This window comes from Massilia sp. Root351 (assembly GCF_001425045.1).
Taxonomy (GTDB): domain Bacteria; phylum Pseudomonadota; class Gammaproteobacteria; order Burkholderiales; family Burkholderiaceae_D; genus Rugamonas.
The window spans coordinates 247078-269944 of sequence record NZ_LMDJ01000023.1; the positions used below are offsets into that span (position 1 = coordinate 247078).

The window sequence follows — 22867 nt, forward strand, 5'->3', positions numbered from 1 at the left end:
TGCTAACTACGCGGAGACGAGCTTGATCAGCCAAAAACTGAGGCATCCAGCCGCCGTGGCGCTGCTGGCGATGGCCGGCCTGCAAGGACAGGCGCTGGCAGCCGATCAGGCCCGGGCCAAAGGCGCCGGCGGCGCGGCGCCGACTGCCGCCGTTGCCGATTTCAGCCAGTGCGACAAGCCTGTCTGGCCGCAGGAAGCCTTGCGCCGCGAGCAGACCGGGGTGGTGACGATGGCGTTCAAGATCGGCGCCGACGGCAGCGTCGAGGAATCCAAGGTCACCAAGTCCAGCGGCTACCCGCTGCTGGACGAGGCGGCGCGCTTCGGCATTGCAAAATGCAAGTTTCAGCCAGGCACCCACAACGGCAAGCCGCAGTCCGCGTGGATGCAGATGCAGTACGTGTGGACGCTGAAGGATGATGCCAAGGACCCGGCGGCGCAGGCGGTCTATGCCGAGACCCGCGCGGCCGCTGAAGCGGGCGATGGCGACGCGCAGCTCAAGCTGGGCATGATGCTCCAGCAAGGCAAGGGCGTGCAGCGCGACGACGTACAGGCGCTGGAGTGGCTGAGCAAAGCGGCCGAGGCCGGCAGCGCAGAGGCGCAGTTCAGGATCGCCTCGCTGTTCCTGGCCCGGGAAAGCGGAGCGGTCACCGCCCAGCAGGCGCATGCGTGGCTGCTGAAGGCTGCCGAACAAGGCCACGCGATGGCCATGATGGGCCTGGCCGGACTGTACGCGACCGGAAAAGGCACGGCCAGGGACCCGGAGCAAGCCTTCGTCTGGCTGCGCAAGGCGGCGGACGCCGGCGTGATCCGCGCCTATGCCGCGCTGGCCTGGGCTTACCAGACCGGCAACGGCGTCGAGCGCGACCCTGAAGAGGCGCTGCGCCTGCTGCGCCAGGGCGCAGAGCTGGACGATCCGGTGGCGGTGCAGGGGCTGGGGTTCGAACTGTACCGCTCCCAGTCGCCGCGCGACCACGAGGAAGCCGTGCCGCTGCTGCAGAAGGCGGCCGACAAGGGCTGGGCTCCCGCGCAGACCTTGCTGGGCAAGGCCTACCGCGAAGGGCGCGGCGTGCCGGCCGACACCGAGCTGGGCAGCGAATGGATCCGCAAGGCCGCAGCGCAAAGCCACCTCGAGGCGCAGTACCTGATGGCCGAGCTGCTGGAGCAGGGCAGCGGCGTGCGCAAGGATGACGCGGAGGCGCTGCGCCTGTACGAGCTGGCGGCGAAACGCGGCTGGGCGCCGGCCGTGCTGCGCATGGTCAAAGTGGCCGAGCGCGGCGAACTGGGCCGGCCGGTGGACGTGGCCGCTGCGGCGCAGTGGCGCGGGCGGCTGCCCGCCGCGCGGGCCCCGCAATAGGGACGGACCATGGGGCCGCCGTCGCCTAAGCCGTTGCGCTCCGCGCCGTGGATCGCGGCCGGCGCGCTGGCCGCGCTGGCCGCGCTGGCCGCCGGCGCCGCCGTTTCGCTGGGCGGCGCCGGCGAACTGCGCGCGCAACTGCGCAGCCTGCTGGAAGACGAAGCAACGCCGGCCCAGACCGCCGCGCTGGCCGCGCAAGTGCGGCCGGGCGACGTGATGCTCTACACCGCCGACGGCTGCCTGTACTGCAACCTCGCCAAGGACTGGCTGGAGCAGCGCAGCTTTGCCTATACCGAGTGCAATATCAGCGTCTCCAGTGCCTGCGCCAGGGCCTTCCAGGCCTATGGCGCCAGGGGAACACCGTTCCTGCTGGTGCGCGGCGCGCCGATGCGGGAAGGCTTCCAGCCCGGCGTCTTCCTGAAACTGTTGCGCCAGCAGCCGACCTGACCGGAAAGTGCTATCCTTTTCGCCGGATTGTAAAACGGAGCGGTATCGATGCAAGACTTTCTGGATGCGTACTGCGCGCGCATAGGCTACAGCGGCGCGCGCGCGCCCACGCTGGAGACCCTGCGCGCCTTGCAGCAGCTGCACCCGGCCGCCATTCCCTTTGAAGCCCTGGACCCGCTGCTGCACCAGCCGGTGGACCTGTCGCCGCAGGCCGTGGACGCCAAGCTGATCGCGGCACGGCGCGGCGGCTACTGTTTCGAGCAGAACAGCCTTTTCCAGCGCGTGCTGGAGGCGATGGGATTCAGCGTGGAAGGCCTGATCGCCCAGGTGCGCTGGCAGCTCGGCCCGGAAGCGGCGCTGCGGCCGCGCACGCACATGGTGCTGCGCGTGACCATAGACGGCACGCCCTGGCTGGCCGACGTGGGCTTCGGCAGCTGCGTGCTGACCGCGCCGCTGCGCTTCGACCGCGACGGCCCGCAGGAAACGCCGCACGAGCGCTTCCGCCTGCGCGCGGCCGGCAACGAGCAGCTGCTCGAAGTCGAGACTGGGAATGGCGACGGCGCCGCGTGGCAGCCCGTGTACCGGATTTCGCCGGCGCTGCAGACGGCGGGCGATTACGAGATGGCGAACTACTACACGGCCACGCATCCGGACTCGCATTTCCGCCACAAGCTGATCGTGGCGCGCACCACGCCGCAGGCGCGCCACGCACTGCTGCAGAACCGCCTGACGACACGGGACAGCGACGGCAACGCCACGCGCAGCTATCTCGATGCGGATGGACTCGAGCAGGCGCTGCGCGAGGTGTTCCTGCTGCCGGTGGCGCCCGCGTTGCGCCCGGTGCTGGAGGCCGCCGCTGCCACCGTCTGGGACGACGCCGCGCGCTGACGCGGCGGCGCCGGGGCTGGCGCGTCAGCAGCCTTGCGCGGTGCACAGCGCGGCGATGTTGCCGCTGGTGAAGCGCGGACCGTTGAAGGTCTGTCCGAAGGTGCCGGTGCAGGTGGAGCCGTCGTAGCCGTGCACCACCGAGTCGACATGGTTGCCGCCACGGTAGTCGCGCAGCCACGGCCCGCCGCTAGAGCCGAAGGTCATCGAGCAGCCGGTGTTGAGTACCGAGGTGCCACCGCAGCTGCCGCCGGGGCTGAAGCTCTCGGAGGCGCACAGCTGCAGCGTGTTGCCGCCGCCCAGGTTGCCCGGGTAGCCCAGCGCGTGCTGGCTGAGCACGCTGCCATAGTTCCATGAACGTCCCAGCCAGCCGGTGTAGAAGGTGACGCCACGGCCGGCCGCGTCCGGCTGCAGGGCGATCAGGCAGACGTCGGAGGCCACGTCGCCGTTGTTGATCCAGCTGGTCAGGATGCGGGCCTGCGACCAGCTGAACACGCCGAAGGGCGCGTTGCCGCTGTTGTAGGCCGGGGCGAAGGCCCAGCCGCCTATCCAGTTGCCGCGGCCACGGTCGTAGCAGCAGTGTGCCGCCGTGACTATGATGTTGTTGCCGCTGATGACGGAGGCGGAGCAGCTGCCGGCGTTGGTAAACAGCTTGCCGATCGCGCGCGGGGTGTTGTTGTTGGCAGTTTCCTGGTATTGGGTGAAGATGTCGGCTGTCGCATGCGCCGGGCCAGCCCGGCCCAGCGCGGCCACGCCGGCCAGCGCGGCCAGCGCCATGATGGTGTACTTGTCCATGTCGGATCTCCCTGCCGGGTTCGGCTAGCGTTGTTGATCGGGGGCTTTCCAGTCGTCGGGATGCAGGCGCCGCGCTTCCTCGTCGGCCTTGGGATCGGGCGCGCCGCCTTCGGTGTGCTCGGCCTTGGCGCCGGCCTGCGCCTTGCGTTCGGCCGCCGTCTGCGTCTTGCGCTTGGGCTTGCCCTTGGTGGCGTTCCAGTCCAGCGGCCTGGCGTTCAGGCGTTCTTCGCGGGTCTGGTAGGACGGCTCGGCCAGGGAACGGGCCGGGTCGCTGTCGCGCTTGATGCTGGTGGTGGGCTCTTGCGGCGCTGCGGTGGCGGGGCCGGCCATGAACAGGGCGGCCAGTGCAGCGAGGGATGTGGCTGTGGTCGACATATGCGCCTCCTTTAGGTGAAGCGGGCGGTCCGGCCCCGCTTGCTAAAGTTCAGCCTAGGCCGCCGCCGCCGATATGCAATGGTTTGCTGGAACAGGATTGACGCAGGTCATGGCGCGTCCAGTTCGCGCACGGCCGCTTCCAGCGCCTCGAACGTGGCCGGCTTGGTCAGGTGGCGGTCGAAGCCTGCCGCCAGGGCGTTGTCGCGGTCGCGTGCCTGGCCGTAGCCGCTCAGCGCCACCAGGCGGATGCCGTCCAGTTCGGGCAGCCTGCGGATGGCGCTGGCCACCTCGGTGCCGGGCATGTCCGGCAGGCCGATGTCGAGAAAGACCAGCTGCGGCCGGAACGCCAGCGCCTGGCGGAGCGCGTCCGCGCCGGTGTGGGCCGTGGCTACCTGGTGGCCGCTAAAGCCCAGCAGCGAGGCCACCATGTCGGCTGAATCCACGCTGTCGTCCACCACCAGGATGCGGCGCGGCGGCCGCGCCGCGCCGGAAGCGGACCCGGCGGCAATGTCGCCGGCGCCGGCGGCGGGCGGGGCGCACAGCGGCAGCCGGATCTCGAACGCGGCGCCCTGGCCTTCGCCGGCGCTGCTGGCCGCCACGCTGCCGCCGTGCAGGTCCACCAGGGTCTTGACCAGCGACAGGCCGATGCCGAGCCCGTCCTGCACCCGGTCGGCGCTGTGGCCGGCCTGCGCGAAGAGGGTGAAGATGCTGTCGAGCTGTTCGGGCGGGATGCCGATGCCGTTGTCGCTGATGCGTATCAGCGCGCTGTCGCCTTCGCGCGCCAGGATGGCCTCGATGGCGCCGCCCAGCGCGGTAAACTTGCAGGCGTTGTTGAGCAGGTTGCCGGTGACCTGCGCCAGGCGCACCGCATCGCCGGCCACCCACAGCGGCTCGCCGGGCAGCCGGGACGACAGCGTCTGGCTGCGCCGAGCGGCGTTGTCGGAAGCGGTCTCGAGCACCGAGCGCAGCAGCTCGCCCAGCTCCACCGGCGCCACCCGCAGCACGATCTTGCCCTGGGAAATGCGGGACACGTCCAGCAGGTCGTCCACCAGGCGCACCATGTGGTCGGTCTGGCGGATGATCATCTGGCGCGCCCCTTCCTGCGGCGGCGGGGCGTAGGGGTCGAGGTTGCGCAGCAGCTCGACCGCGTTGCGGATCGGGCCCAGCGGGTTGCGCAGCTCGTGCGCCAGGATGGCCAGGAACTCGTCCTTCCGGCGATTGACCTCGCGCAGCTCGCGCTCGGCCTTGGCCAGGCGCAGCAGGGCGCGCACATTGGCCACCAGCTCTTCCGGTTCGATCGGCTCGATCAGGTAATTGTCGGCGCCGCTGTCCAGCGCGCGCACGCGGTCCGGCGAGGCCACGTAGGAGGCCGAGGTCTGCAGCACCAGCACCATGGCGGTGTGCGGATTCTGCTTCAGGCGGCGGCACACGTCGAAGCCACTGAGGTCGGGCAGCTTGGTGTCGAGCAGGACCAGGGCGGGGTTTTCGCTGGCGGCCTTGGCCAGCGCTTCGCCGCCGCTGGCCGCCTCGATCACCTGGAATCCGGCGCGCTGCAGGATGCGCGATTTGGCGTAGCGCGCCGCTTCGGTGTCGTCTACATTGAGGATCAGGTCGTGCGCCATCATGGGGCCTCGCGCAGTTTGGGGGACGGCGCGCCGGCGCCGGAAGCGGCCAGGTACAGGGCGTTGAGCTGCGCCAGCAGCTCGGCGCGCGGCACCGGCTTGACGAAGTAGGCGTCCGCGCCCAGCGCGTAGGCCTTCTGGCGGTCCGCCACTTCGGAGGCGATGATCACCGGCACGTGGCGGCGCCGCTCGTCGTTCTTGGTCTGCGTCAGCCAGCGCCAGGTGTCGGTGCCGTTCAGGTAGAGGTCCAGGATGATGGCGGCCGGCGCGCCGCTATTCCAGATCTGTTCGGCTTCCCACAGGCTGCGCGCCCACACGGCGCGGTAGGGCGTGTTGCGGAAGAAGCTGCGGTACAGCAGCATGGCGGTACGGTCGTCCTCGACCACCAGCACCGGGATGCCGCCGTCGCCGGCCGGGTTGGCCGCTGCGGAAACGTCCGCGCCGCCGGCCGCGGCCAGGCTGTCCGGCAGGCCGGCGCCGGACTGGCGCAGCTTGAGCGGCAGCGTGGCGAAGAAGGTCGAACCCTGGCCGGGGGTGCTGCTCAGGCTCACCCTGCCGCCCAGCAGCGCGGCCAGCTTGCGGCACAGCGGCAGGCCCAGTCCGGTGCCCTTGGCGCTGCGCTGCAGGTGGCTGGGCACCTGGCTGAATTCTTCGAAGATCAACTGCTGGTCCCCGGCGGCGATGCCGATGCCGCTGTCCTGCACGGCAAAGCGCACCCCGGCGCCGTCCGGCAGCAGCTGGGCCGACACGCGCACCTGGCCGGCCTCGGTGAACTTCAGGGCGTTGGAGATGAAGTTGCGCAGGATTTGCGACACCTTGCCCTCGTCGCTGAGCATGAGCAGGGGGGCGGCCGGCATCTCGAACAGCAGTTCCACCTTGGCGCTCACCAGCAGCGGGCGCAGCATGCCGCGCAGGGCGCTGAACATGTCGGCCACGTCGAACGGCTCGGCGCGGATGTCGATCTTGCCGGCCTCGATCTTGGCCAGGTCGAGCAGGTCATCGACCAGCTCGGCCAGCGAGTCGGCGCTTTTCAGGATGTAGCCGACCTGTTTTTCCTGCTCGCCGCCCAGCTCGCCGTCGGTGCGGTCCAGCAGCAGCTTGGACAGGGCGCGGATCGAGTTCAGCGGGGTGCGGAACTCGTGGCTCATATTGGACAGGAAGCGCGTTTTCATTTCATCGGCGCCGCGCAGATGCTCGGCCTGCTGGTCCAGTTCGGCGTACAGGGCCACCACGCCGCGGTTGGTGTCCTCCAGTTCGCGCGTGAGCTTGAGCAGCTCCTCCTGCCGCACGTTCAGTTCGGCCAGCGTGGTCAGCAGTTCCTTGTTCTGCTGTTGCATCTCGGACAGCGCGGCGCCGGGAGGCAGCGCGTGCAGCTCGGCGCCCAGCGCGCCGACGGCGGCCGCCGTGAGCATGGGCGCGTCGGCCGGCAGCAGCTTCTTGAGCAGGATCACGGTGCCCTTGCCGGGCGCGGTCTCGATGTCGCACTGGTCCATCAGGCGGCGGGCACCCAGGATGCCCATGCCCATGCCGGTGCTGGACTGGTAGCGCCCGGACAGTACCAGCGGCAGGTCGGCGATGCCAGGCCCCTGGTCCTCCACGCGGATCACCAGCAGCTGCGGCGCGGTGGCGCCTTCCACACTGAATTCGATGCGGCCGCTGCCGGCGTAGCTGTAGACGTTGCGCGCCAGTTCGGACACGGCGGTGGCGATGCGGGTCTGGTCCTGGCCGCCGAATCCGCACAGCGCGCCGATCTGGCGCGCGCGCTGGCGCGACGCCACCACGTCCACTTCGGCCACGATGGCCAGGCTGAGGATACGCAAGCTCATGGCTGGCCTCCCTGGCGGTCGCGCAGCACCAGCACGGTGACGTCGTCCCGCCCGCGCGAGAAATCGCGGTACAGCACGGCGGCGATGACGGCCGGGTGGCGCCCGGCCAGGCCGGGATAGTCGTCCAGGTTCCAGCGCGTGGCCAGGCCGTCGCTGTGCAGGATCAGCATGCCGCCGTGGTCCCAGGGCGCGCCGAATTCCTGCACCTTGCGCATATTGCTGCCGACAATGCCGTTGTGCGACACCAGCTGGCGGCGCGCCTCGGCGCTCCAGGCGTGGCAGGCGATGTTGCCGACCCCGGCCAGCTGCACCTGTCCTGCCAGCATGTCGATGCGGACCACGGCGGCGGCGGCGCCACGCGTGGCGCGCAGCGCGGTGTGCGCGTCCTGCAGCAGCACGGCGGCGGGCAGGGCGGGATTGGCCAGCACCGTATGCGCCGCCAGGCGCGACGCGTCGGCCGCCAGCGGGCCGTGGCCCAGGCCGTCGGCCACCAGCACGGTGGCGCTGGTGGCGTCGCACGCCAGGGCCCAGCTGTCGCCGCAGATGGTCTCGCCGTGCATGGGCTGGCACACCACGCCCACCTCCAGCGCCATGACCGGCTGCGTGCCGTCCCCCATGCCCTGCTGTGACGGCTGCGCCTGCAACGCCTGCAACGGCTGCTGCAACTGCTGCGACTGCGGCGGCGGCTGTCCATGCTGCCCCGGCGGCGCTTGCTGCCACAGCGTCATCCAGACCACGCTACCCTGGCCCGGCGCGCTGTAGGCGTCGAAGCGGGTCGACAGGCGCTGCATGGCGCCCAGGCCCACGCCGTAGCTGCCGGCCGTGGTGCGGCCGTCCTGCAGGCTGGCGGCCAGGCTGGCCATGCCGGGGCCGGCGTCCAGCGCCAGCACTTCCACGCCCGCGGCGCCGCGGGCCGAGTGCAGCGGGCGCAGCAGGATCTCGCCGTGCCCGGCGTGCTTGAGGATGTTGCTGGCCGCCTCGGTCACCACGATGGCCAGTTCGCCGGCGCGCACCGCGTCCATGCCGGCGCGCGCGCCCAGCTCGGCGGCGGCGCGGCGCACGGCCGCCACGTGGGTGGGGTCGGATACCGGGCAGCACAGCTGCAGCGGATTTAGTATGGTTTCCATTTGGTGATGCTAACGGTAGTGCCGGCGCCGGGCGCCGACGTGATGTCAAACTCGTCCGCCAGCCGCTTGGCGCCGGACAGTCCCAGGCCCATGCCGCCGCCGCTGGTGTAGCCATCGGTGAGGGCGCGGGGAATGTCGTCGATGCCGGGTCCATCGTCCGTGAAAACCAGCTGCAGCCCGCGCCGCATGCCGTTGGCCACGTGCAGCAGGTGCGCTTCGCCGCCGCCGCCGTAGCGCAGCGTGTTGCGCGCCAGCTCGCTGGCCGCCGTCACCATCTTGGTCTGGTCGATCAGGCTGAAGCCCTGCGCCACCAGCTGCTCGCGCACCTGCTGGCGCAGGCGCACCATGTCTTCGTCCAGCCGCAGCGGCACCACCATGGCGCCGGGCGCGGGGGCGTTCATGCGATCTGGCGTTGAAGCAGCAGCACGCCCTTTTCCACGTTGAGCGCGGTTTGCACGCCTTCCAGCTTCAGGCCCAGCTCCACCAGCGTGATGGCCACGGCCGGCTGCATGCCCACCAGCACCGTGTGCGCATCGAGCACGCGCGCCATGGCGGCGGTGTTGCTGATCATGCGGCCGATAAAGGAGTCCACCATGTCCAGCGTGGAAATGTCGATCAGCACGCCGCGCGCGCGGTCCTGCACGATGCGCGAGGTCAGGTCGTCCTGCAAGGTCATGGCCAGCCTGTCGTGCATGTCGACCTGGATAGTCACCAGCAGCAGCTGGCCCATCTTGAGTATCGGGATGCGCTCCATGCCTGCCTCACGCCGCCTGGCCGTAGGTGACCGAGGCGCCCAGCCGCTTCATGGCGGTCTGGAAGGCGTCGGCCAGCGTGGCCTTGGTGGTCACGTCCTCCAGGTTCACGCCCAGGTGGACGATGGTTTGCGCGATCTGCGGGCGGATGCCGCTGATGATGCAGTCGGCCCCCATCAGGCGCGCGGCGGCCACGGTCTTGAGCAAATGCTGCGCCACCAGGGTGTCCACGGTGGGCACGCCGGTGATGTCGATGATGGCGATGGAGGCGCCGGTGTCGATGATCTTCTGCAGCAGGTTTTCCATCACCACCTGGGTGCGGGCGCTGTCGAGGGTGCCGATCAAGGGCAGGGCCAGCACGTCGCGCCACAGTTGCACCACCGGGGTGGACAGTTCCAGCAGCTCCTGCTGCTGGCGCAGGATCACGCCTTCGCGGTTGCGCTGGTATTCCTCGACGGTGTACAGGCCCAGGCGGTCGAACAGGGCGCCGGTGTCGGCCAGCTCCGCGCCCAGCGCGGCGCCGTCGTGGGCCAGCTCGGCGCGCAGGCCGGCGAACAGCGGCTCCTTCAGGGCGAACACGAAGGTGGCCGTCTCGGTGGGCGTGTAGCCCTGGCGCACGCGCGACGCGGAGATTTCCCTGAGCAGCTGGCGTACTTCGGTCCAGGCCGCGCCGTCGATCTCGTAGCTGGCGCCGGCCGGGGTGGCCTGGATCAGCAGCGGCAGCAGGCGCGCGGCCTGCTGGCGCATCTCGCTTTCGGCGCCTTTGTCGCGGCGCACCGTGCGCGACAGCATGGCGCTGAGCCAGCTTTCCAGCAGCGCCTCCTGGTTTTTGCTGAGGATGTTGGCGAGATGCCCGCTGCTCTGCTTGCTCATGCGTACTCCACTAAGAATGGATTTAGGAGGAGCCAGTCTAACAGCTAATGTTGAAAATCATGATTAATTTGAAACGAGGCGTGCGGCGCGGAACCGGCAGCGCGCACGCTGCCGGGCCGGGAGGGGGAGGGAGCGGCTTACAGCTTGTAGCTGGCCTGCAGCGAGAAGGTGCGGCCGGCCATCGGCAAGTCGAACGGCAGGGTCAGGCCGGGCGCCACGCTGGGTTCGCGCACGTCGGCGTTGAAGGCGTTGCGCACGGAGGCCGAGAAGTTCCACTGGTTCTTGCCGCGCCGTGTGGACACGGTCAGGTCCAGCGTGCGGTAGTCGGCGATCGGGGCGCGCAGGTCGCCGGCCGGACGCTCGCGGTCCGCCACCCAGTTCAGCTGCGGCGACAAGGTGTAGCCGCCGCCGAACTGCCAGTCCGCGCGGGCGTACACGTGGTGGTGCGGCGCATAGCCGGCATCGCGCTGGGTAGTCTTGTCCACCGAGCGCTGCCAGGCGTAGTTGCCCACCAGGCGCAGGTCGCGGTTCACATTCCAGTTGCCTTCCAGCTCCAGGCCGTGGCCGGTCTGGCTGCCCTGGTTGGCGTAGGTGGAGCCGGTGCCGGCCACCGGGTTGGGCAGCAGGCGGATGATGTCGTCCATGGCGTAGCGGAACAGCGTCAGGTTCACCTGCGCGTCGGCCTGCGCCTGCCAGGCCAGCGCCGCCTCGAGCGTGTGGTCGGTTTCCGGCTTCAGGTTGGGGTTGCCCAGCGCCACCGGATTGGTTTCGCCGTAGGCTTCGTTGAAGGCCGGCGCGCGGAAGGCGCGCCCGTACATCAGCTTGGCGGTCAGGTCGAAGCTGGCGTCCCACACCAGCGCCACGCGCGGATTGGTGGTGCCGCCGAAGTCGGAATAGCGGTCGTGGCGCACGCCCGCCGTCAGGTTCCAGTCCTTGGCCAGGCGCCACTCGTCCTGCAGGTAAAGATAGTCGATGCGGCGCCGGTGCGGGCGCAGGAAGGTGCCTGCGTGGCTGAAATCGGCCACCGAGGGCAGCGGAATCGGGCTGCCGTTCGGCGCGTAGGTGAAGTTGCGGCGCTCGCGCGTGCGGTACAGGTGCAGGTCGTCGTGGCCGGCGCCGATGCGGATGTGGTGGTCGGCGAAGCCGCTGTAGTCGGCGAAGGCGGTGGCGCGCACGTTGCGCTCCCAGGTCTCCGGCGCGCCTATCATGCCGTTCGGGAACAGGCCGGTCGGCAGCCGCGCGCCGGGCGGCAGCAGATAATAGGCCACCGGGATTTCCTGCGAATACTGCTGCGTGCTGACGCTCGCGCCCAGGCCCCAGTCCCTGCTGAACTGCGGGCTGGCCCAGGCCAGGCTGGAGGTGATGCGTTCGCTGCGGCCTTCGCCCACCGGGTCCAGCGCCGAGGCGATGCCGGCGCCGCTTTGCACCTTGTCGCGCAGCTTGTAGCCGAAGCGCGCGCGCCACTGGCCGTAGGCCAGCTCGAGGTTGCCGTCGATGGCGTCGCTGCCGGCGTTCATGGGCCCGGGGGCCAGGCTGGCGCGCGTGCCCAGCAGGGTGTCGTTGCGGGTCTGGCCGTCGGCCGCGATGGTGCCGTCCGGGCCGCCCGTGGTGCCCACGCGGACGAAGGCCGCCACATCGAGCGGACCGAGCTTGCCGCCGTGCTGGAACCAGGCGTCGCGCGTGGACAGCGAGCCGATGCTCGCGCCCACTTCGGTGCCGGCCGCCTCGGCCGGGCCCTTGGTGATGATGTTGATGACGCCGGAGAAGGCGTCCGAGCCGTACAGCGCCGAACCGGGGCCGCGTATGACTTCGATGCGCGAGATGTGCTCGACCGGGAAGTTGCCCCAGAAATTGCCCTTGTTGCCGATGAACAGCGTGGTCACCGGCACGCCGTTCTGCAGCACCAGCAGTTGCGGCGTGAACTGGCTGAAGATGCCGCGCACGATATAGAGGGATGAATAGCTGTTGCCGCCGTGGCCCACGTGCAGGCCGGCCACCGATTCGAGCACCTGGTCCAAGTCGGTGGCGCCCATGGCGGCGATGTCGGACGCCGTGATCACCGACGCCACGGCCGGGGCGCGCCGCAGGGTCTGCAGGCTGCCGGTGGCGATGCTGACGGAGTCGCTGTCGCCGTACACCAAGGTCAGTTCGTCTTCTTCGCTGGGCGGGGCGGCCCAGGCCAGTGCCGCCGGCAGTGTCAAGGCCACCGCCAGGCAGATACGGGTTGCGCGGGAGGACTTCAAAGGCTATCTCCAGATGTCTATTTTTGCCATTGTAGCGTGGGGTTTCGTTGCCATGGGTAAAATCGCCACAAGTGTTGCTAGCCTGCTGCTATGCACGTCCCGGTGCGCTGTTGCGCCCCTTCCAGCTTCGGGGCGCGGCGCCGGCATAGGCCACCCCGCTGCAGGGCGTGGCGAACAGCGTGCCTTCGGGCTTTTCGGCCGCTTCCGCCTGGCACGGCGCCATGCCCGCCACGAAGGACGGCACGCGCAGCAGCTGGTATTCGCGCACGGACAGGCCCATGTCCGCGATCATGGCGGCCTGCAGCGCGGCATAGTTCATGCGCAGCTGCGGGTAGCGCGTGAGCAGCACCGCTTCGATCTCGAAGGCCAGCTTCAGGTGGGGCCCGTCGTGCAGGCCCAGCCGCCTGGCCAAGTCCATGATCCAGGGCAGGCGCTCGTCGGTGGAGTTGATCGGGCGGCCGTAGCCGTAGATCTTGCTGCGTCCGGTTTCGGTCCATACCACGTCGGCCAGGCTGGCGCCGGCCTGCACCTGGGCCAGCGCCGACTGCAGGAAGGCCATGCACATCAGGCCGGCGTGGCCGCCGTACACCTTGGCCTCCGACACCGCCATGCCGGCCACCAGGCCCAGCGCGGCGCTGCTGCGCGCGCTGCCTGCCAGCGCCGCCACGCGGTTGTTCCACAGGCGCGCATCCGGGTAGCTGGTGTGGGTCCACAGCGCCTGCACCATCTCGGCCTGCGCCGTGCTCAGGCGGCGGCCGGTGATGCCGAAGGCGTACAGCTCTATCCACTGCAGGTGGCGCAGGTCGCGGTGCAGGTCGTGGCCGCGGAACACCGCGTGGCTGCCCGGGAAGGCGGCGCCGGCCCGCGTGCGCAGGCGGCCGGCGAACTGCTGCAGCAGGGCCGGACCGCGCGCGGGCGCGGCGGGCTGGTAGTGCAAGGCGGCGCTCATGCGGCCTCCCGCAGCTGCATGGACGGCGTGGCGGCCGGATCGAGCTCCAGTTTATAGAAGGGGAAGTGCTTGAAGCCGGTGCGGCCCTGTTCCAGCGCGTGGGCGGCGGCGCCGGGCAGGCGCAGCAGCAGGTACAGCATCTCGCCCTCGTCGGGGCTGAAGCCGAGGTCGTTGAACACGCAGGCGGCCACGCCGCTGACGGCCAGCGGCAGGCCGACGGCGGCGCGCGCATGGTCTTCGCGGCCGAGCGACACTTGCGCGTGCAGCCAGGCGGTGTAGGGACCGGCGCCCAGCTCGGTCAGCGTGGCCAGCAGCTGGCGCACCGGCAGCGCGGTGCTCACGCCGTGCGGGTCGAAGCCGGGCACGTGGGCGGCCTCGGGCCAGACGTCGACCACGTCCTGGCGGCGGCCGGCAAGATAGGCGGCCCAGGCCGACAGGTCGGGGCCGCAGCTGCGCCACATGGTCATGGCGTCGTGCACTTCGCGCGCGCCGCCGCTGCGGCCGGCGCCCACGGCCAGCGCCGCCATCAGGGCGGAGGCGGCGGACGAGCCGCCCACGCCGGCGCACATGGCCGCGTGCACCGAGGCGTCGCGCGGGCCGGGATTGGCCAGCGCCACGGCCAGCGCTTCAAGCGCGTCGAGCTGCGGGCGGGCCGGCAGTTCGCTGCGCAGCAGCAGCCACAGCATCTCCACCCAGCGCGCGTTGCCCACCATTTCGCCGTACACGTCGTAGCCGCGCAGGCGCGCGCTGCGGGTGGCGAAGGCGTTGTCGGCCTCCGGCGCTTCATCCCAGATGGCGGTGTGGATCAAATCCTTGGGCGAGGGCGCCGGCGCCGCGTGCAGGTTCTGCTGCGCCATCACTCGCCTCCGTTGAGCAGGACCCGCAGGCGGCTGCCCATGGGCGGCACTTCCTCCGGGTCGATCTGGATGTCGAGCAGCGTGGGGCCGGGATAGTTGCAGATGGCCTTGATGTCGAGCGCCTCCAGCTCGGCCGCCGAGCGGATGGTGTGGCCGCGCCCGCCCAGCGCGCGGGCCAGGCCGGCGAAATCAGTTTGCGGCAGGGCGAAGGCGATCGGCTCGCCGCCGCCCAGGCGCTGGCCGTGCTTGACCATGCCCAGCGCCGCGTCGTTAAGAATGACGAACACCACGCACTGCTGCTCGGCCACCGCCACGGACAGCTCCTGGCCGCTCATCAGCATGCTGCCGTCGCCGGTGATGCACACCACCGGCGCCGAGGCGTTGCCGGCCGCCGTGCCGACGGCCGCGCCGATGGCCCAGCCCATGGGGGCGAAGTGGGACGTCAGGCGCAGCCAGCCGCCGGCGCTGCGGCGCTTGCCCAGTTGGCGCGACCGGTCGCTGTTGCCGGCGCGGCGTTCGCCCATGCGGCGGTCGCGCGGCTGCAGGTAGTGGATGGCCCAGGCGGCGCTGCTGCCGGCGTCTGCCAGGAAGCGGGTGCTGGGCGGGAACATGCGGCCCAGCTCCTTCATCAGGCGCTGCGGCTTGATCGGCACCGCGTCGCTGTCGTAGGCGGCCTGGGAGTCGAGCATGGAAGCCGGCTCCCAGCGGTGGCTGGCCAGCTCGCGCTTGTGGCGGCGCTTGGCGCGCGCGGACACGCCCAGGTGGCCCTGGCCCAGCATGGTGGCCTGCTCGTGGGCGATGCCGTCGACCAGGCGCTCGAACACGGCGGCCAGGCTGCCGCGCACGTGCAGGCCGGCCATCGGCGTGCGCGCGAGGTGCTCCTCGCAGTCGCCGACGTGCACCAGGCGGCCGTTCAGCAGGCTCTCGCTCCAGCCGCCGGTGTCCCATTCGCCCATGCTGCAGCCGACTGCCAGGATCAGGTCCACCGAGCTCTCGCGCAGGGCCGCGTCGGCCGTGGCGTGGCCGCCGAAGCCGAAGGTGCCGCGGTACAGCGGATGCTGCGGACTGACCAGGCCCTTGCCGTCGGTGGTGGTGATGAAGGTGGCGCCCTCCAGGTCGGCGAACTGCAGGATGGAGTGGATGGCGTCGGTGCAGCCGGCGCCGATCAGCATCACCACGTTGCGCGCGCCGGCCAGCAGCGAGCGCAGCTTTTCCACCGCGCCGTCGTCCATCAGGCCGGCCGCGCCATGCAGGGCGGACAGGTCGTAGCTGGGCGCCGGCTGCGGGCTGGCGGCGCGGAACACGTCGGACGGCACGCTCAGGTGCACCGGGCCGGGCGCGCTGCGGGTGGCGTGCTGCAGCGCGGTGACCAGTTTCCATTCCAGCTGGGCGGGGTGGGACACCATGGTGTTGTAGCGCGTGCAGTGGCGGAACATGGCCAGCACGTCGATGCCGGTGCAGGACGATTCCTGCAGCGTCACCTTGCCGAAGGAGGGCAGATTGGGCTGAGCGGTGATGACCAGCACCGGCACGCCGTTGGCGTGGGAGTTGGCCACGGCGGTGAGCATATTGGTGGCGCCCGGGCCGGAGGTGGAGATGCAGACGCCGAGCTTGCCGGTTTCGCGGGCGTAGCCGTCGGCCATGAAGGCGGCGCCGGCCTCGTTGCGCGCCACGATCTGGCTCAGGTTGCCGCCGTTGCGCAGGTTGCGGGCGATGGCGTTGTACAGCGGCTCGATGGCGCCGCCGGGCACGCCGAACACGTAGTCGACCCCCATCTGCTCCAGGTAGGCCACCAGCAGGTCGGCGGTGTCGGTGATGTGCAGGGTGGGATTGGCGGCGGCAGGGCGTGACTTCTCCTGTCGTTCAAACTCGACATTGTCAAACATATAAGCTCCTAATATGGGCGAAATCGGCTTGTCCGATAAGCCGATATTAACTAGCAAGATTGCAACGTTGAGTGCTCAAATGCAATAAATGTTGCAGTGCGAGATAATAGCTTAAATTTCAGGCAATGTGTGAGATTTGGTGATAATTAGTGAAAAAATTCTATTGCCGCTTTCGTAATAACGATTGCTGCAATGAAATTACAAGGTGAACAAGGCCCGCAGGTAGACCGAGCGCGGGGCCATGGGCAGGTCGTTGGGGATGAGACCGGGCGCCAGGCTGGGCTCGCGCACGTCGGCGTTGAAGACGTTGCGCAGCGCGAGCGACAGTTCGCAATGGCGCAGCAGGCGGCCGGTGCTGAAGGCCAGGTCGACGGTGGTGTAGTCGGGCACCTTGGGACGGGCGTCGCCGGGCGCGCGGCGGCGCTCGGCCACCCGGTTGAGCTGGGGGCTGAGCAGGCCGATGCCGGGCAGGCGCAGGTCCAGCCTGCCGCTCAGGTGGTGGCGCGGCGCGTAGCCGGCGTCGCGCCCGGTGGCCGCGTCGATCGAGCGCTGGTAGGCATAGCTGCCGGCCAGCTGCACCGCGCGCGCCGCTTCCCATACCGCCTCCAGCTCCAGCCCCTTGCCGCGCTGGTTGCCGATGTTCTGGAACGTGGCGCCGGTGCCGGCCTGCGGGTTGGGCACGCCGCGGATGATGTCGTTCATCTTGTGGCGGTACAGGTTCAGGTTCAGCTGCAGCTGCGGGCTGGCCTGCCAGGCCAGCGCCCCCTCCAGCGTGGCGATGCGCTCCGGCTGCAGGTCCGGATTGCCGCGCTGGATGGGATTGTTGATGCCGTATTCCTCATTGAAGGAGGGCGCGCGGAAGGCGCGGCCGTACAGCAGCTTGGCGGTCAGGTCCAGCGCCGCGTCCCACACCAGGGCCAGGCGCGGGTTGGTGGTGCCGCCGAAATCGGAATAGCGGTCGTGGCGCACGCCCGCCGTCAGCGTCCAGTCGCGCGCGAACTGCCATTCGTCCTGCGCGGTGACGTAGTTCACCAGGCGCCGCTGCGGCAGCAGGAAGGGCTGGATCCGCGAATAGTCGATCACCGGGCCGGTGGGCACCGGCACGCCGGCCTGGTTGAAGATGTAGTTCTTGAAGGTGGCCGTGTAGTACATGTCCAGGTTGTCGTGGCCCACGCCGATGCGCAGCTTGTGGCCGTTCCAGCCGTGGTACAGCGCGTGGGCCGACAGGCGCACCTGGCGCTCCGAGGTGTCGGGGTGGCCGATGAAGCCGTCCGGGAACAGGCCGGTGGGGAAGCGCGTGCCGGGCGGCGAGAGCCGCAGGTCGGTGGTGATGCGCTGCTTGAACTGCAGCACGCTCACGGTGGCGCCCACGCTCCAGTCAGCGCTGAAATCGGGCTCGGTCCAGCCCAGGTCGGCGTGCACGCGCTCGCCGCGCTCCTTGCCCACCGGGTCCAGCGCCGAGCCGACGCCGGCGCCGGTGCCCAGGTTGTCGCGCAGCTGGTAGCCGGCGCGCAGGCGCCACTGCGGCCATGCCGGCAGCGCCAGCTCGAGCAGGCTGTCGATGGCGTCGTAGCCGGTATTGACCGGCCCCGGGGCCAGCGAGGCGCGGGTTCCAAAAAGCTTGTCGCGCGCGCTTTGCGCGTCGGCCGTGATCAGCGAACGGAAGCCGTCCGTGGCGCCCACGCGCAGGTAGGCCGCCACTTCCAGCGGTCCGGCCTTGCCGCCGTGCTGGACCCAGGCGTCGCGCGTGCGGAAGGAGCCGGCGCCCGCGCCGGCCTGCGTGCCCGGCGCGTCCGCCGCGCGCTTGGTGACGATGTTGATCACGCCGCTGTAGGCGTCGGCCCCGTACAGAGCCGAGCCGGGGCCGCGTATGATTTCGATGCGCGCGATGTGCGTCACCGGGTAGCCGCCCCATAAGGTGCCCCGGCTGCCGGTGAGCAGCGTGGTCATCGGCACGCCGTTCTGCAGCATCAGCATCTGCGGGTTGTTCACGCTGTAGATGCCGCGCGCGATGTACAGCGGTTCGTAGTTGATGGCCGAGCGCGAGACATGCATGCCGGGCACGCTCTCCAGCACCTGGTCCAGGTCGTTGGCGCCCATGGCGGCGATGTCCTCGGCCGTGATCACGGTGGCCACCGCCGGCGCGCGGCGCAGCGGCTGGGCGCTGCCGGTGGCGATGCTGACCGAGGACTTATCGCCGTACACCAGCGCCAGCTCGTCCTCCTCGCTCAACTGCGCCGGCCCTGGCCGGGCCGGCACGGCCACCCCGGCCGCCATGGAGGGGCCGCTCAGCAGCGGCAGGACCAGGATTGCAGACAGGCAGGGGAACAAGCGCATGGCGGGCCTCGAGGTTGGTGTCAGCGCAGGGCTGCGCCCTCCCGCTGCCGGATCAGGGCGGCGAACTGGTCGTGCGGGATGGCGGGACTGAGATAGTAGCCCTGCATCAGGTCGCAGTTGCGGCCTTTCAGGAAGTTCAGCTGGGCTTCGGTTTCCACGCCTTCGGCCACCACCTCCAGCCGCAGGCTGTGCGCCAGCGCGATGATGGCGGTGACGATGGCCACGTCGTCCGCGTCCATCGGCACGTCGCGCACGAAGGAGCGGTCGATCTTGATGATGTCGACCGGGAAGCGCTTCAGGTAGGACAGCGAGGAATAGCCGGTGCCGAAGTCGTCGATCGACAGGCGCACGCCCAGGCCGCGCAGGCGGTGCAGCGCCTTGAGCGTGTCCTGCGCGTTCTCCATCAGCGTGCTTTCTGTGATCTCCAGCTCCAGCAGGTGCGGCGGCAGGCCGGTGTCGGCCAGCACCGCTTCCACCGAGGCGGCGAATTCCTTCTGCAGCAGCTGGCGCACCGAGAGGTTGACCGCCACCCGCAGCGGCGGCAGGCCCTGCTCCATCCAGCTGCGCAGCTGGGCGCAGGCGGTGCGCAGCACCCAGTCGCCGAGCGGGTTGATCAAGCCGGTTTCCTCGGCCAGCGGAATGAATTCGTTGGGCGGCACCATGCCGCGCGTTGGATGGCGCCAGCGCACCAGCGCTTCCATGGCGATGATCTGGCCGTCTTCCAGGCTGGCCTGCGGCTGGTAATACACCTCCAGCTGCTGCTGCTCCAGCGCGCGCCGCAAGTCGCTTTCCAGTCGCACGTGCTCGGAGATGGACTGCTCCATCGAGGCCTCGTAGAACTGGAAGCCGGTGTTGGTCTTCTTGGCGCGGTACATGGCGCTGTCGGCGTGCTTGACCAGGGTGGCCACGTCGCTGCCGTCGTGCGGGTACATGGCGATGCCGACGCTGCTGGTGACGAAGATGTCGTGGCCGTCGATCTGGAACGGCGCGGCCAGCACGCGGCAGATGTTGTGGGCGGCGGTGGCGGCGGCGGCCGGCCCGTCCAGGTCGCTCAACACCACGGTGAACTCGTCGCCGCCCAGCCGGGCCACGGTATCTACCGTGCGTACGCTGTGGCGCACGCGCTGGGCCACCGCCACCAGCAGGCGGTCGCCGACGTCGTGGCCCAGGTTGTCGTTCACGTACTTGAAGCGGTCCAGGTCCATGAACAGCACGCCGAGCAGCTTGGCGTCGTTCTTGGCTTGCTGGATGCCTTGCGCCAGCAGCTCAAAGAACAGGGTGCGGTTCGGCAGGCCGGTGAGCAAGTCGTTATAGGCCAGGTGGCGGATGCGCTTCTCGGCGCGGTTGGCCTCGATGATGCGGCGCACGCGCTGCGACAGCACGGCGTAGTGGATCGGTTTCGGGATGTAGTCGCTGGCGCCGGCGGCGAAGGCGCGCTCGACCGAGGAATTGTCCTGCAGTGCGGTGATCATCAGCACCGGGATGGCGCTGCCGCCCGGCAGTTCCTGCAGGCGCGCGCAGGCGGTGAAGCCGTCCATCACCGGCATCACGGCGTCCATCAGGATCACGTCCGGATGGAAGCGCTTCAGCATGGCCAGGGCTTGCACGCCGTCGGCCGCTTCCTCCACCTGGAAGCCGTCGCGCTGCAGGGTGTAGCGCAGCGTGCTGCGGGTGCTGCGGTCGTCGTCGACGATCAGCACCGAGGCCAGTTCTTCTTGCGGTGCGTCGGTTTCGGGGTCGTCCACACTCATTTCGGCACTGAGAAAGGCCGCCACGCTGCCGTATTCGGCGCGCAGCGCCGGCAGCAGCGGGGCGATGTGGGACAGCCGGCGCTCGATGGCCAGCGCTTCGATCTGCTGCGCCAGCAGCGCCAAGGCGTTCGCGCCCAGGTTGCCGGACGAGCCTTTCAGCGCGTGGGCGCGGGCCCGTGCCGTGTCGCTGTCGCCGGTGTGCACGGCCTGTTCCAGTTCGTTCAGGTAGACCGGCGAATCTTCCAGGAAGGGCGACACAGCGTGCGGCAGCGCCGCGCCCAGGATTTCGCGCAGTTTCTCGAACACTTCCATGTCGATCGGCGCCAGGTGGTGCGGTTCTGCATGCTGGCCTGCGTGCAGCTGCGCCAGCGCAGCCGTGGCGGGGGCGCCATGCGCCTGGTTGGCCGAGTGGGGGTCGCTTCCATGCGGCAGCCATTTCTGCAGCTTGTGGCGCAGCTCGACCAGCGTGATCGGCTTGGCCAGATAGTCGTCCATGCCGGCCGCCATGCATTTCTCCGCGTCGCCGCGCTGGGTGTTGGCGGTCATGGCCACCAGCGGCGTGCGCAAGCCTTCGGCTTCCTCCGCCACGCGGATGTGGGCGGTGGCTTCGTATCCGTCCATTTCAGGCATGCTGCAGTCCATCAGGATCAGGTCGAAACGGCTGCGCTTGGCCGCCTCCACCGCTTCGCGGCCGTTGGCGGCGAACTCGCATACGCAGTTGTTCATGGCCAGCATGCCGGCCGCCACCATCTGGTTGGTGCGGTTGTCCTCGGCCACCAGTACGCGGAACTGGCGCGCGGGCAGGGCGCCGCCCGGCTGCGCGTGCTGCGGTTCGGCGTGGCTGCGGCCGGCCAGCAGTTCATGCAGGGCGTTCAGCAGGCGCGACTGGCGCAGCGGCTTGGGCAGCACGGCGTGGCTGCTGGCGTGCGCTTGCGGCGGCGAGCCGGTGCCGCCGTGGCGGTCCATCAGCAGCAAGTGCGGCGACAGGCCGGCGGCGGCAATGCGTTCGGCGATGTCGCTGCCCTGGTCGTCGGTGGCGCCGATGTTCATGATGACCACGTGGTAGGGCTGGCCGGCTTCGGCCGCTTCTTTCAGTTCCACCATGGCTTCGCGCCCGCAGCTGCTCAGGTAGCAGGTCATGGCATGGCGTGTCAGCGTGTCCTTGAGGAAGGCCAGCACGGTGGCGCTTTCGTCCAGCGCCAGCACGCGCACATTGGCCAGCGCCGGATCGGCCTGGAAGGGCAGCTGGGCGGGCGCCGCCTGGCAGCGCACGGTGACGACAAAGGCGGTGCCGCTGCCCAGCGTACTGTCGACGCGGATGTCGCCGCCCATCAGGTTGACCAACTGCCGGCAGATCGCCAGGCCCAGGCCGGTGCCGCCGTAGCGGCGCGTGGTGGATGGATCGGGCTGCACGTAGGATTCGAACAGGTGCTGCTGCACCTCCCGGGTCATGCCGATGCCGGTGTCGCGCACTTCGAATTCGAGCGCGATGCCGGTGTCGCCCGCCGCCGGCGAGGTCGCCAAGGCGGTGGCCAACGAGACCTGCAGCGTGACTTCGCCGTTGTCCGTGAATTTGACGGCATTGCCCATCAGGTTGATCAGGATCTGGCGCAGGCGCAGCGCATCGCCGGTGATGCGCTCGGGTACGCCCGGCATCACCAGGTAGGCCAGTTCCAGGCCCTTTTGCTGCGCCGGACGGGCCACCAGCTCGATCACTTCCTCCAGCAGCTTGCGCAGGTCGAAGTCGGTTTCCTCCAGCGTCAGCTTGCCGGCGTCCATCTTGGAAAAGTCCAGCACGTTGTTGATCAGGTCGATCAGCGTGCGCGACGAGTTCCAGGCCACGTCCACGCATTCCTGCTGGCGCTGCGTGAGGCGCATTTCCTTCAGCATGTCGAGCATGCCGACCACGCCGTTGAGCGGGGTGCGCACCTCGTGGCTGACGGTGGCGGCGAATTGCGCCTTCATCTCGGCCATGTTGACGGCCGCGTCGCGCGATTCCTTCAGTTCCGCCTCGCGCTGCTCCAGCACGTTCATCATCTTGTTGAACGCTTGCGCCATGTCGATCAGGTCGCGCGGGCCGGCCGGCTCGGCGCGCATGCCCGATTCGCCCGCTTCGGCGCGGCGCATCAGGTTCGACAGCGCGTTGAGGGGATTGATCATGTGGCGCGTCAGCAGGCGCACCAGCGCCAGCAGGATGGCGGCGAACGAGAGGGTCAGCGCCATGTTGCCCACCAGCAGGGACCAGGTCAGGCGGTTCAGCGTGTCCTTGCCGACCTGGACGTGGACATAGCCCAGCAGCTGCGGCTTCTGGTCCTGCATGTCGAACGGCGAGGCCTCGCTCTGGCCGCCATACACCGGCGCGGCGAACAGCCACGCTTCCGAGCTTTCACCCACCAGGCTGGCGTTGGCCGGGCTGGCCTGGGCCGCAGTCATGGTCGACAGGCGCGCGCTCAGCGGGCCTTGCAGCAGCAGCGGCTTGTGCTTGGCGTCGCTGATCTGCAGGCCCACCACGTCCGGGAAGGCCAAGGTGGTGCTGACCACGTCGCGCGCGTTCTCGGCCGAGTGGAAAAGCAGCGCCAGCGTGCTTTGGCGGGCCAGGTTGTCGGCGATGCGCTGGCCTTGCTCGGTAAAGTGGTCGCGCATGCGGCCGCGCGCTTCCCAGGAATTCATCAGCGACGAGAACAGGGCCAGGCCGAGAATGGCGGCCGAGACGATGACGGTCAGCTGACGGCGAAATCCTGTACGGCGCAAATAATTATGAAACATAGTCCACCGAAAAGAGGCTGCA

17 protein-coding genes are annotated in these 22867 nt (G+C 69.6%); 3 read left to right on the forward strand and 14 right to left on the reverse strand.

Annotated elements, in window-relative coordinates; genetic code table 11:
- Positions 1–22 precede the first annotated feature (22 nt).
- Genes ASD15_RS18230 through ASD15_RS18240 form a run of 3 tightly spaced genes read left to right on the forward strand, consistent with a single transcriptional unit; the run spans position 23 to position 2689 of the window.
- Positions 23–1354, forward strand: coding sequence for a TonB family protein (locus tag ASD15_RS18230; RefSeq protein ID WP_057156441.1), 1332 nt, complete (start codon positions 23–25; stop codon positions 1352–1354).
- Positions 1355–1363: 9 nt separating this feature from the next.
- Positions 1364–1801 carry a glutaredoxin family protein gene (locus tag ASD15_RS18235; RefSeq protein ID WP_082551924.1) on the forward strand — a complete coding sequence of 146 codons (438 nt, stop codon included), beginning with the start codon at positions 1364–1366 and terminating at the stop codon, positions 1799–1801.
- Positions 1802–1849: 48 nt separating this feature from the next.
- Positions 1850–2689: an arylamine N-acetyltransferase gene (locus ASD15_RS18240; RefSeq protein ID WP_057156443.1), complete on the forward strand. Its 840-nt coding sequence runs from the start codon at positions 1850–1852 to the stop codon at positions 2687–2689.
- Positions 2690–2713: 24 nt separating this feature from the next.
- On the opposite strand, the gene ASD15_RS18245 is transcribed toward ASD15_RS18240, so the two are convergent.
- The 14 genes from ASD15_RS18245 to ASD15_RS18310 all read right to left on the reverse strand — a co-directional run bounded on the left by ASD15_RS18245 (position 2714) and on the right by ASD15_RS18310 (position 22845).
- Positions 2714–3481, reverse strand: coding sequence for a serine protease (locus ASD15_RS18245; protein WP_057156444.1), 768 nt, complete (start codon positions 3479–3481; stop codon positions 2714–2716).
- Between the two features lie 24 nt (positions 3482–3505).
- The gene (locus ASD15_RS18250) at positions 3506–3856 is read right to left on the reverse strand and encodes a hypothetical protein (RefSeq protein WP_057156445.1); all 351 of its coding nucleotides are present in this window, start codon (positions 3854–3856) and stop codon (positions 3506–3508) included.
- A gap of 107 nt (positions 3857–3963) precedes the next feature.
- The gene (locus ASD15_RS18255) at positions 3964–5481 is read right to left on the reverse strand and encodes a response regulator (protein ID WP_057156446.1); all 1518 of its coding nucleotides are present in this window, start codon (positions 5479–5481) and stop codon (positions 3964–3966) included.
- Positions 5478–7304 (reverse strand): ATP-binding protein, encoded by a 1827-nt coding sequence (locus ASD15_RS18260; protein ID WP_057156447.1) that lies wholly within the window; start codon positions 7302–7304, stop codon positions 5478–5480. Before ASD15_RS18260 ends, ASD15_RS18255 begins: the two co-directional genes overlap by 4 nt.
- The gene (locus ASD15_RS18265; protein ID WP_057156448.1) at positions 7301–8431 is read right to left on the reverse strand and encodes an ATP-binding protein; all 1131 of its coding nucleotides are present in this window, start codon (positions 8429–8431) and stop codon (positions 7301–7303) included. The genes ASD15_RS18260 and ASD15_RS18265 overlap by 4 nt, the downstream gene beginning before the upstream one ends.
- Positions 8416–8832 (reverse strand): anti-sigma regulatory factor, encoded by a 417-nt coding sequence (locus ASD15_RS18270; RefSeq protein ID WP_057156449.1) that lies wholly within the window; start codon positions 8830–8832, stop codon positions 8416–8418. Before ASD15_RS18270 ends, ASD15_RS18265 begins: the two co-directional genes overlap by 16 nt.
- The gene (locus ASD15_RS18275; protein WP_057156450.1) at positions 8829–9185 is read right to left on the reverse strand and encodes an STAS domain-containing protein; all 357 of its coding nucleotides are present in this window, start codon (positions 9183–9185) and stop codon (positions 8829–8831) included. The genes ASD15_RS18270 and ASD15_RS18275 overlap by 4 nt, the downstream gene beginning before the upstream one ends.
- A gap of 7 nt (positions 9186–9192) precedes the next feature.
- Positions 9193–10056 (reverse strand): STAS domain-containing protein, encoded by an 864-nt coding sequence (locus ASD15_RS18280; protein ID WP_057156451.1) that lies wholly within the window; start codon positions 10054–10056, stop codon positions 9193–9195.
- A 137-nt stretch (positions 10057–10193) separates the two neighbouring features.
- The gene (locus ASD15_RS18285; RefSeq protein ID WP_057156452.1) at positions 10194–12299 is read right to left on the reverse strand and encodes a TonB-dependent siderophore receptor; all 2106 of its coding nucleotides are present in this window, start codon (positions 12297–12299) and stop codon (positions 10194–10196) included.
- Between the two features lie 88 nt (positions 12300–12387).
- Positions 12388–13248, reverse strand: a complete 861-nt coding sequence (locus tag ASD15_RS18290; protein WP_057156453.1) for a hypothetical protein — start codon at positions 13246–13248, stop codon at positions 12388–12390.
- The gene (locus ASD15_RS18295; RefSeq protein WP_057156454.1) at positions 13245–14105 is read right to left on the reverse strand and encodes a citrate/2-methylcitrate synthase; all 861 of its coding nucleotides are present in this window, start codon (positions 14103–14105) and stop codon (positions 13245–13247) included. Before ASD15_RS18295 ends, ASD15_RS18290 begins: the two co-directional genes overlap by 4 nt.
- Positions 14105–15991, reverse strand: coding sequence for a thiamine pyrophosphate-binding protein (locus ASD15_RS18300; protein WP_082551925.1), 1887 nt, complete (start codon positions 15989–15991; stop codon positions 14105–14107). The genes ASD15_RS18295 and ASD15_RS18300 overlap by 1 nt, the downstream gene beginning before the upstream one ends.
- A 198-nt stretch (positions 15992–16189) precedes the next feature.
- Positions 16190–18328 carry a TonB-dependent siderophore receptor gene (locus ASD15_RS18305; RefSeq protein WP_057156455.1) on the reverse strand — a complete coding sequence of 713 codons (2139 nt, stop codon included), beginning with the start codon at positions 18326–18328 and terminating at the stop codon, positions 16190–16192.
- A 20-nt stretch (positions 18329–18348) separates the two neighbouring features.
- Complete coding sequence (locus tag ASD15_RS18310; RefSeq protein ID WP_057156456.1) at positions 18349–22845, reverse strand: EAL domain-containing protein; 4497 nt, start codon at positions 22843–22845, stop codon at positions 18349–18351.
- Positions 22846–22867 lie beyond the last annotated feature (22 nt).

Bases quoted from the DNA above. Each gene is read 5' to 3' on its own strand.
- ASD15_RS18265 (WP_057156448.1), bottom strand. From the start codon at position 8,431: ATGGAAACCATACTAAATCCGCTGCAGCTGTGCTGCCCGGTATCCGAC.
- ASD15_RS18295 (WP_057156454.1), bottom strand. From the start codon at position 14,105: ATGGCGCAGCAGAACCTGCACGCGGCGCCGGCGCCCTCGCCCAAGGAT.
- ASD15_RS18260 (WP_057156447.1), bottom strand. From the start codon at position 7,304: ATGAGCTTGCGTATCCTCAGCCTGGCCATCGTGGCCGAAGTGGACGTG.
- ASD15_RS18270 (WP_057156449.1), bottom strand. From the start codon at position 8,832: ATGAACGCCCCCGCGCCCGGCGCCATGGTGGTGCCGCTGCGGCTGGAC.
- ASD15_RS18255 (WP_057156446.1), bottom strand. From the start codon at position 5,481: ATGATGGCGCACGACCTGATCCTCAATGTAGACGACACCGAAGCGGCG.
- ASD15_RS18235 (WP_082551924.1), top strand. From the start codon at position 1,364: ATGGGGCCGCCGTCGCCTAAGCCGTTGCGCTCCGCGCCGTGGATCGCG.
- ASD15_RS18305 (WP_057156455.1), bottom strand. From the start codon at position 18,328: ATGCGCTTGTTCCCCTGCCTGTCTGCAATCCTGGTCCTGCCGCTGCTG.
- ASD15_RS18310 (WP_057156456.1), bottom strand. From the start codon at position 22,845: ATGTTTCATAATTATTTGCGCCGTACAGGATTTCGCCGTCAGCTGACC.
- ASD15_RS18250 (WP_057156445.1), bottom strand. From the start codon at position 3,856: ATGTCGACCACAGCCACATCCCTCGCTGCACTGGCCGCCCTGTTCATG.
- ASD15_RS18240 (WP_057156443.1), top strand. From the start codon at position 1,850: ATGCAAGACTTTCTGGATGCGTACTGCGCGCGCATAGGCTACAGCGGC.
- ASD15_RS18280 (WP_057156451.1), bottom strand. From the start codon at position 10,056: ATGAGCAAGCAGAGCAGCGGGCATCTCGCCAACATCCTCAGCAAAAAC.
- ASD15_RS18275 (WP_057156450.1), bottom strand. From the start codon at position 9,185: ATGGAGCGCATCCCGATACTCAAGATGGGCCAGCTGCTGCTGGTGACT.
- ASD15_RS18245 (WP_057156444.1), bottom strand. From the start codon at position 3,481: ATGGACAAGTACACCATCATGGCGCTGGCCGCGCTGGCCGGCGTGGCC.
- ASD15_RS18300 (WP_082551925.1), bottom strand. From the start codon at position 15,991: ATGTTTGACAATGTCGAGTTTGAACGACAGGAGAAGTCACGCCCTGCC.
- ASD15_RS18290 (WP_057156453.1), bottom strand. From the start codon at position 13,248: ATGAGCGCCGCCTTGCACTACCAGCCCGCCGCGCCCGCGCGCGGTCCG.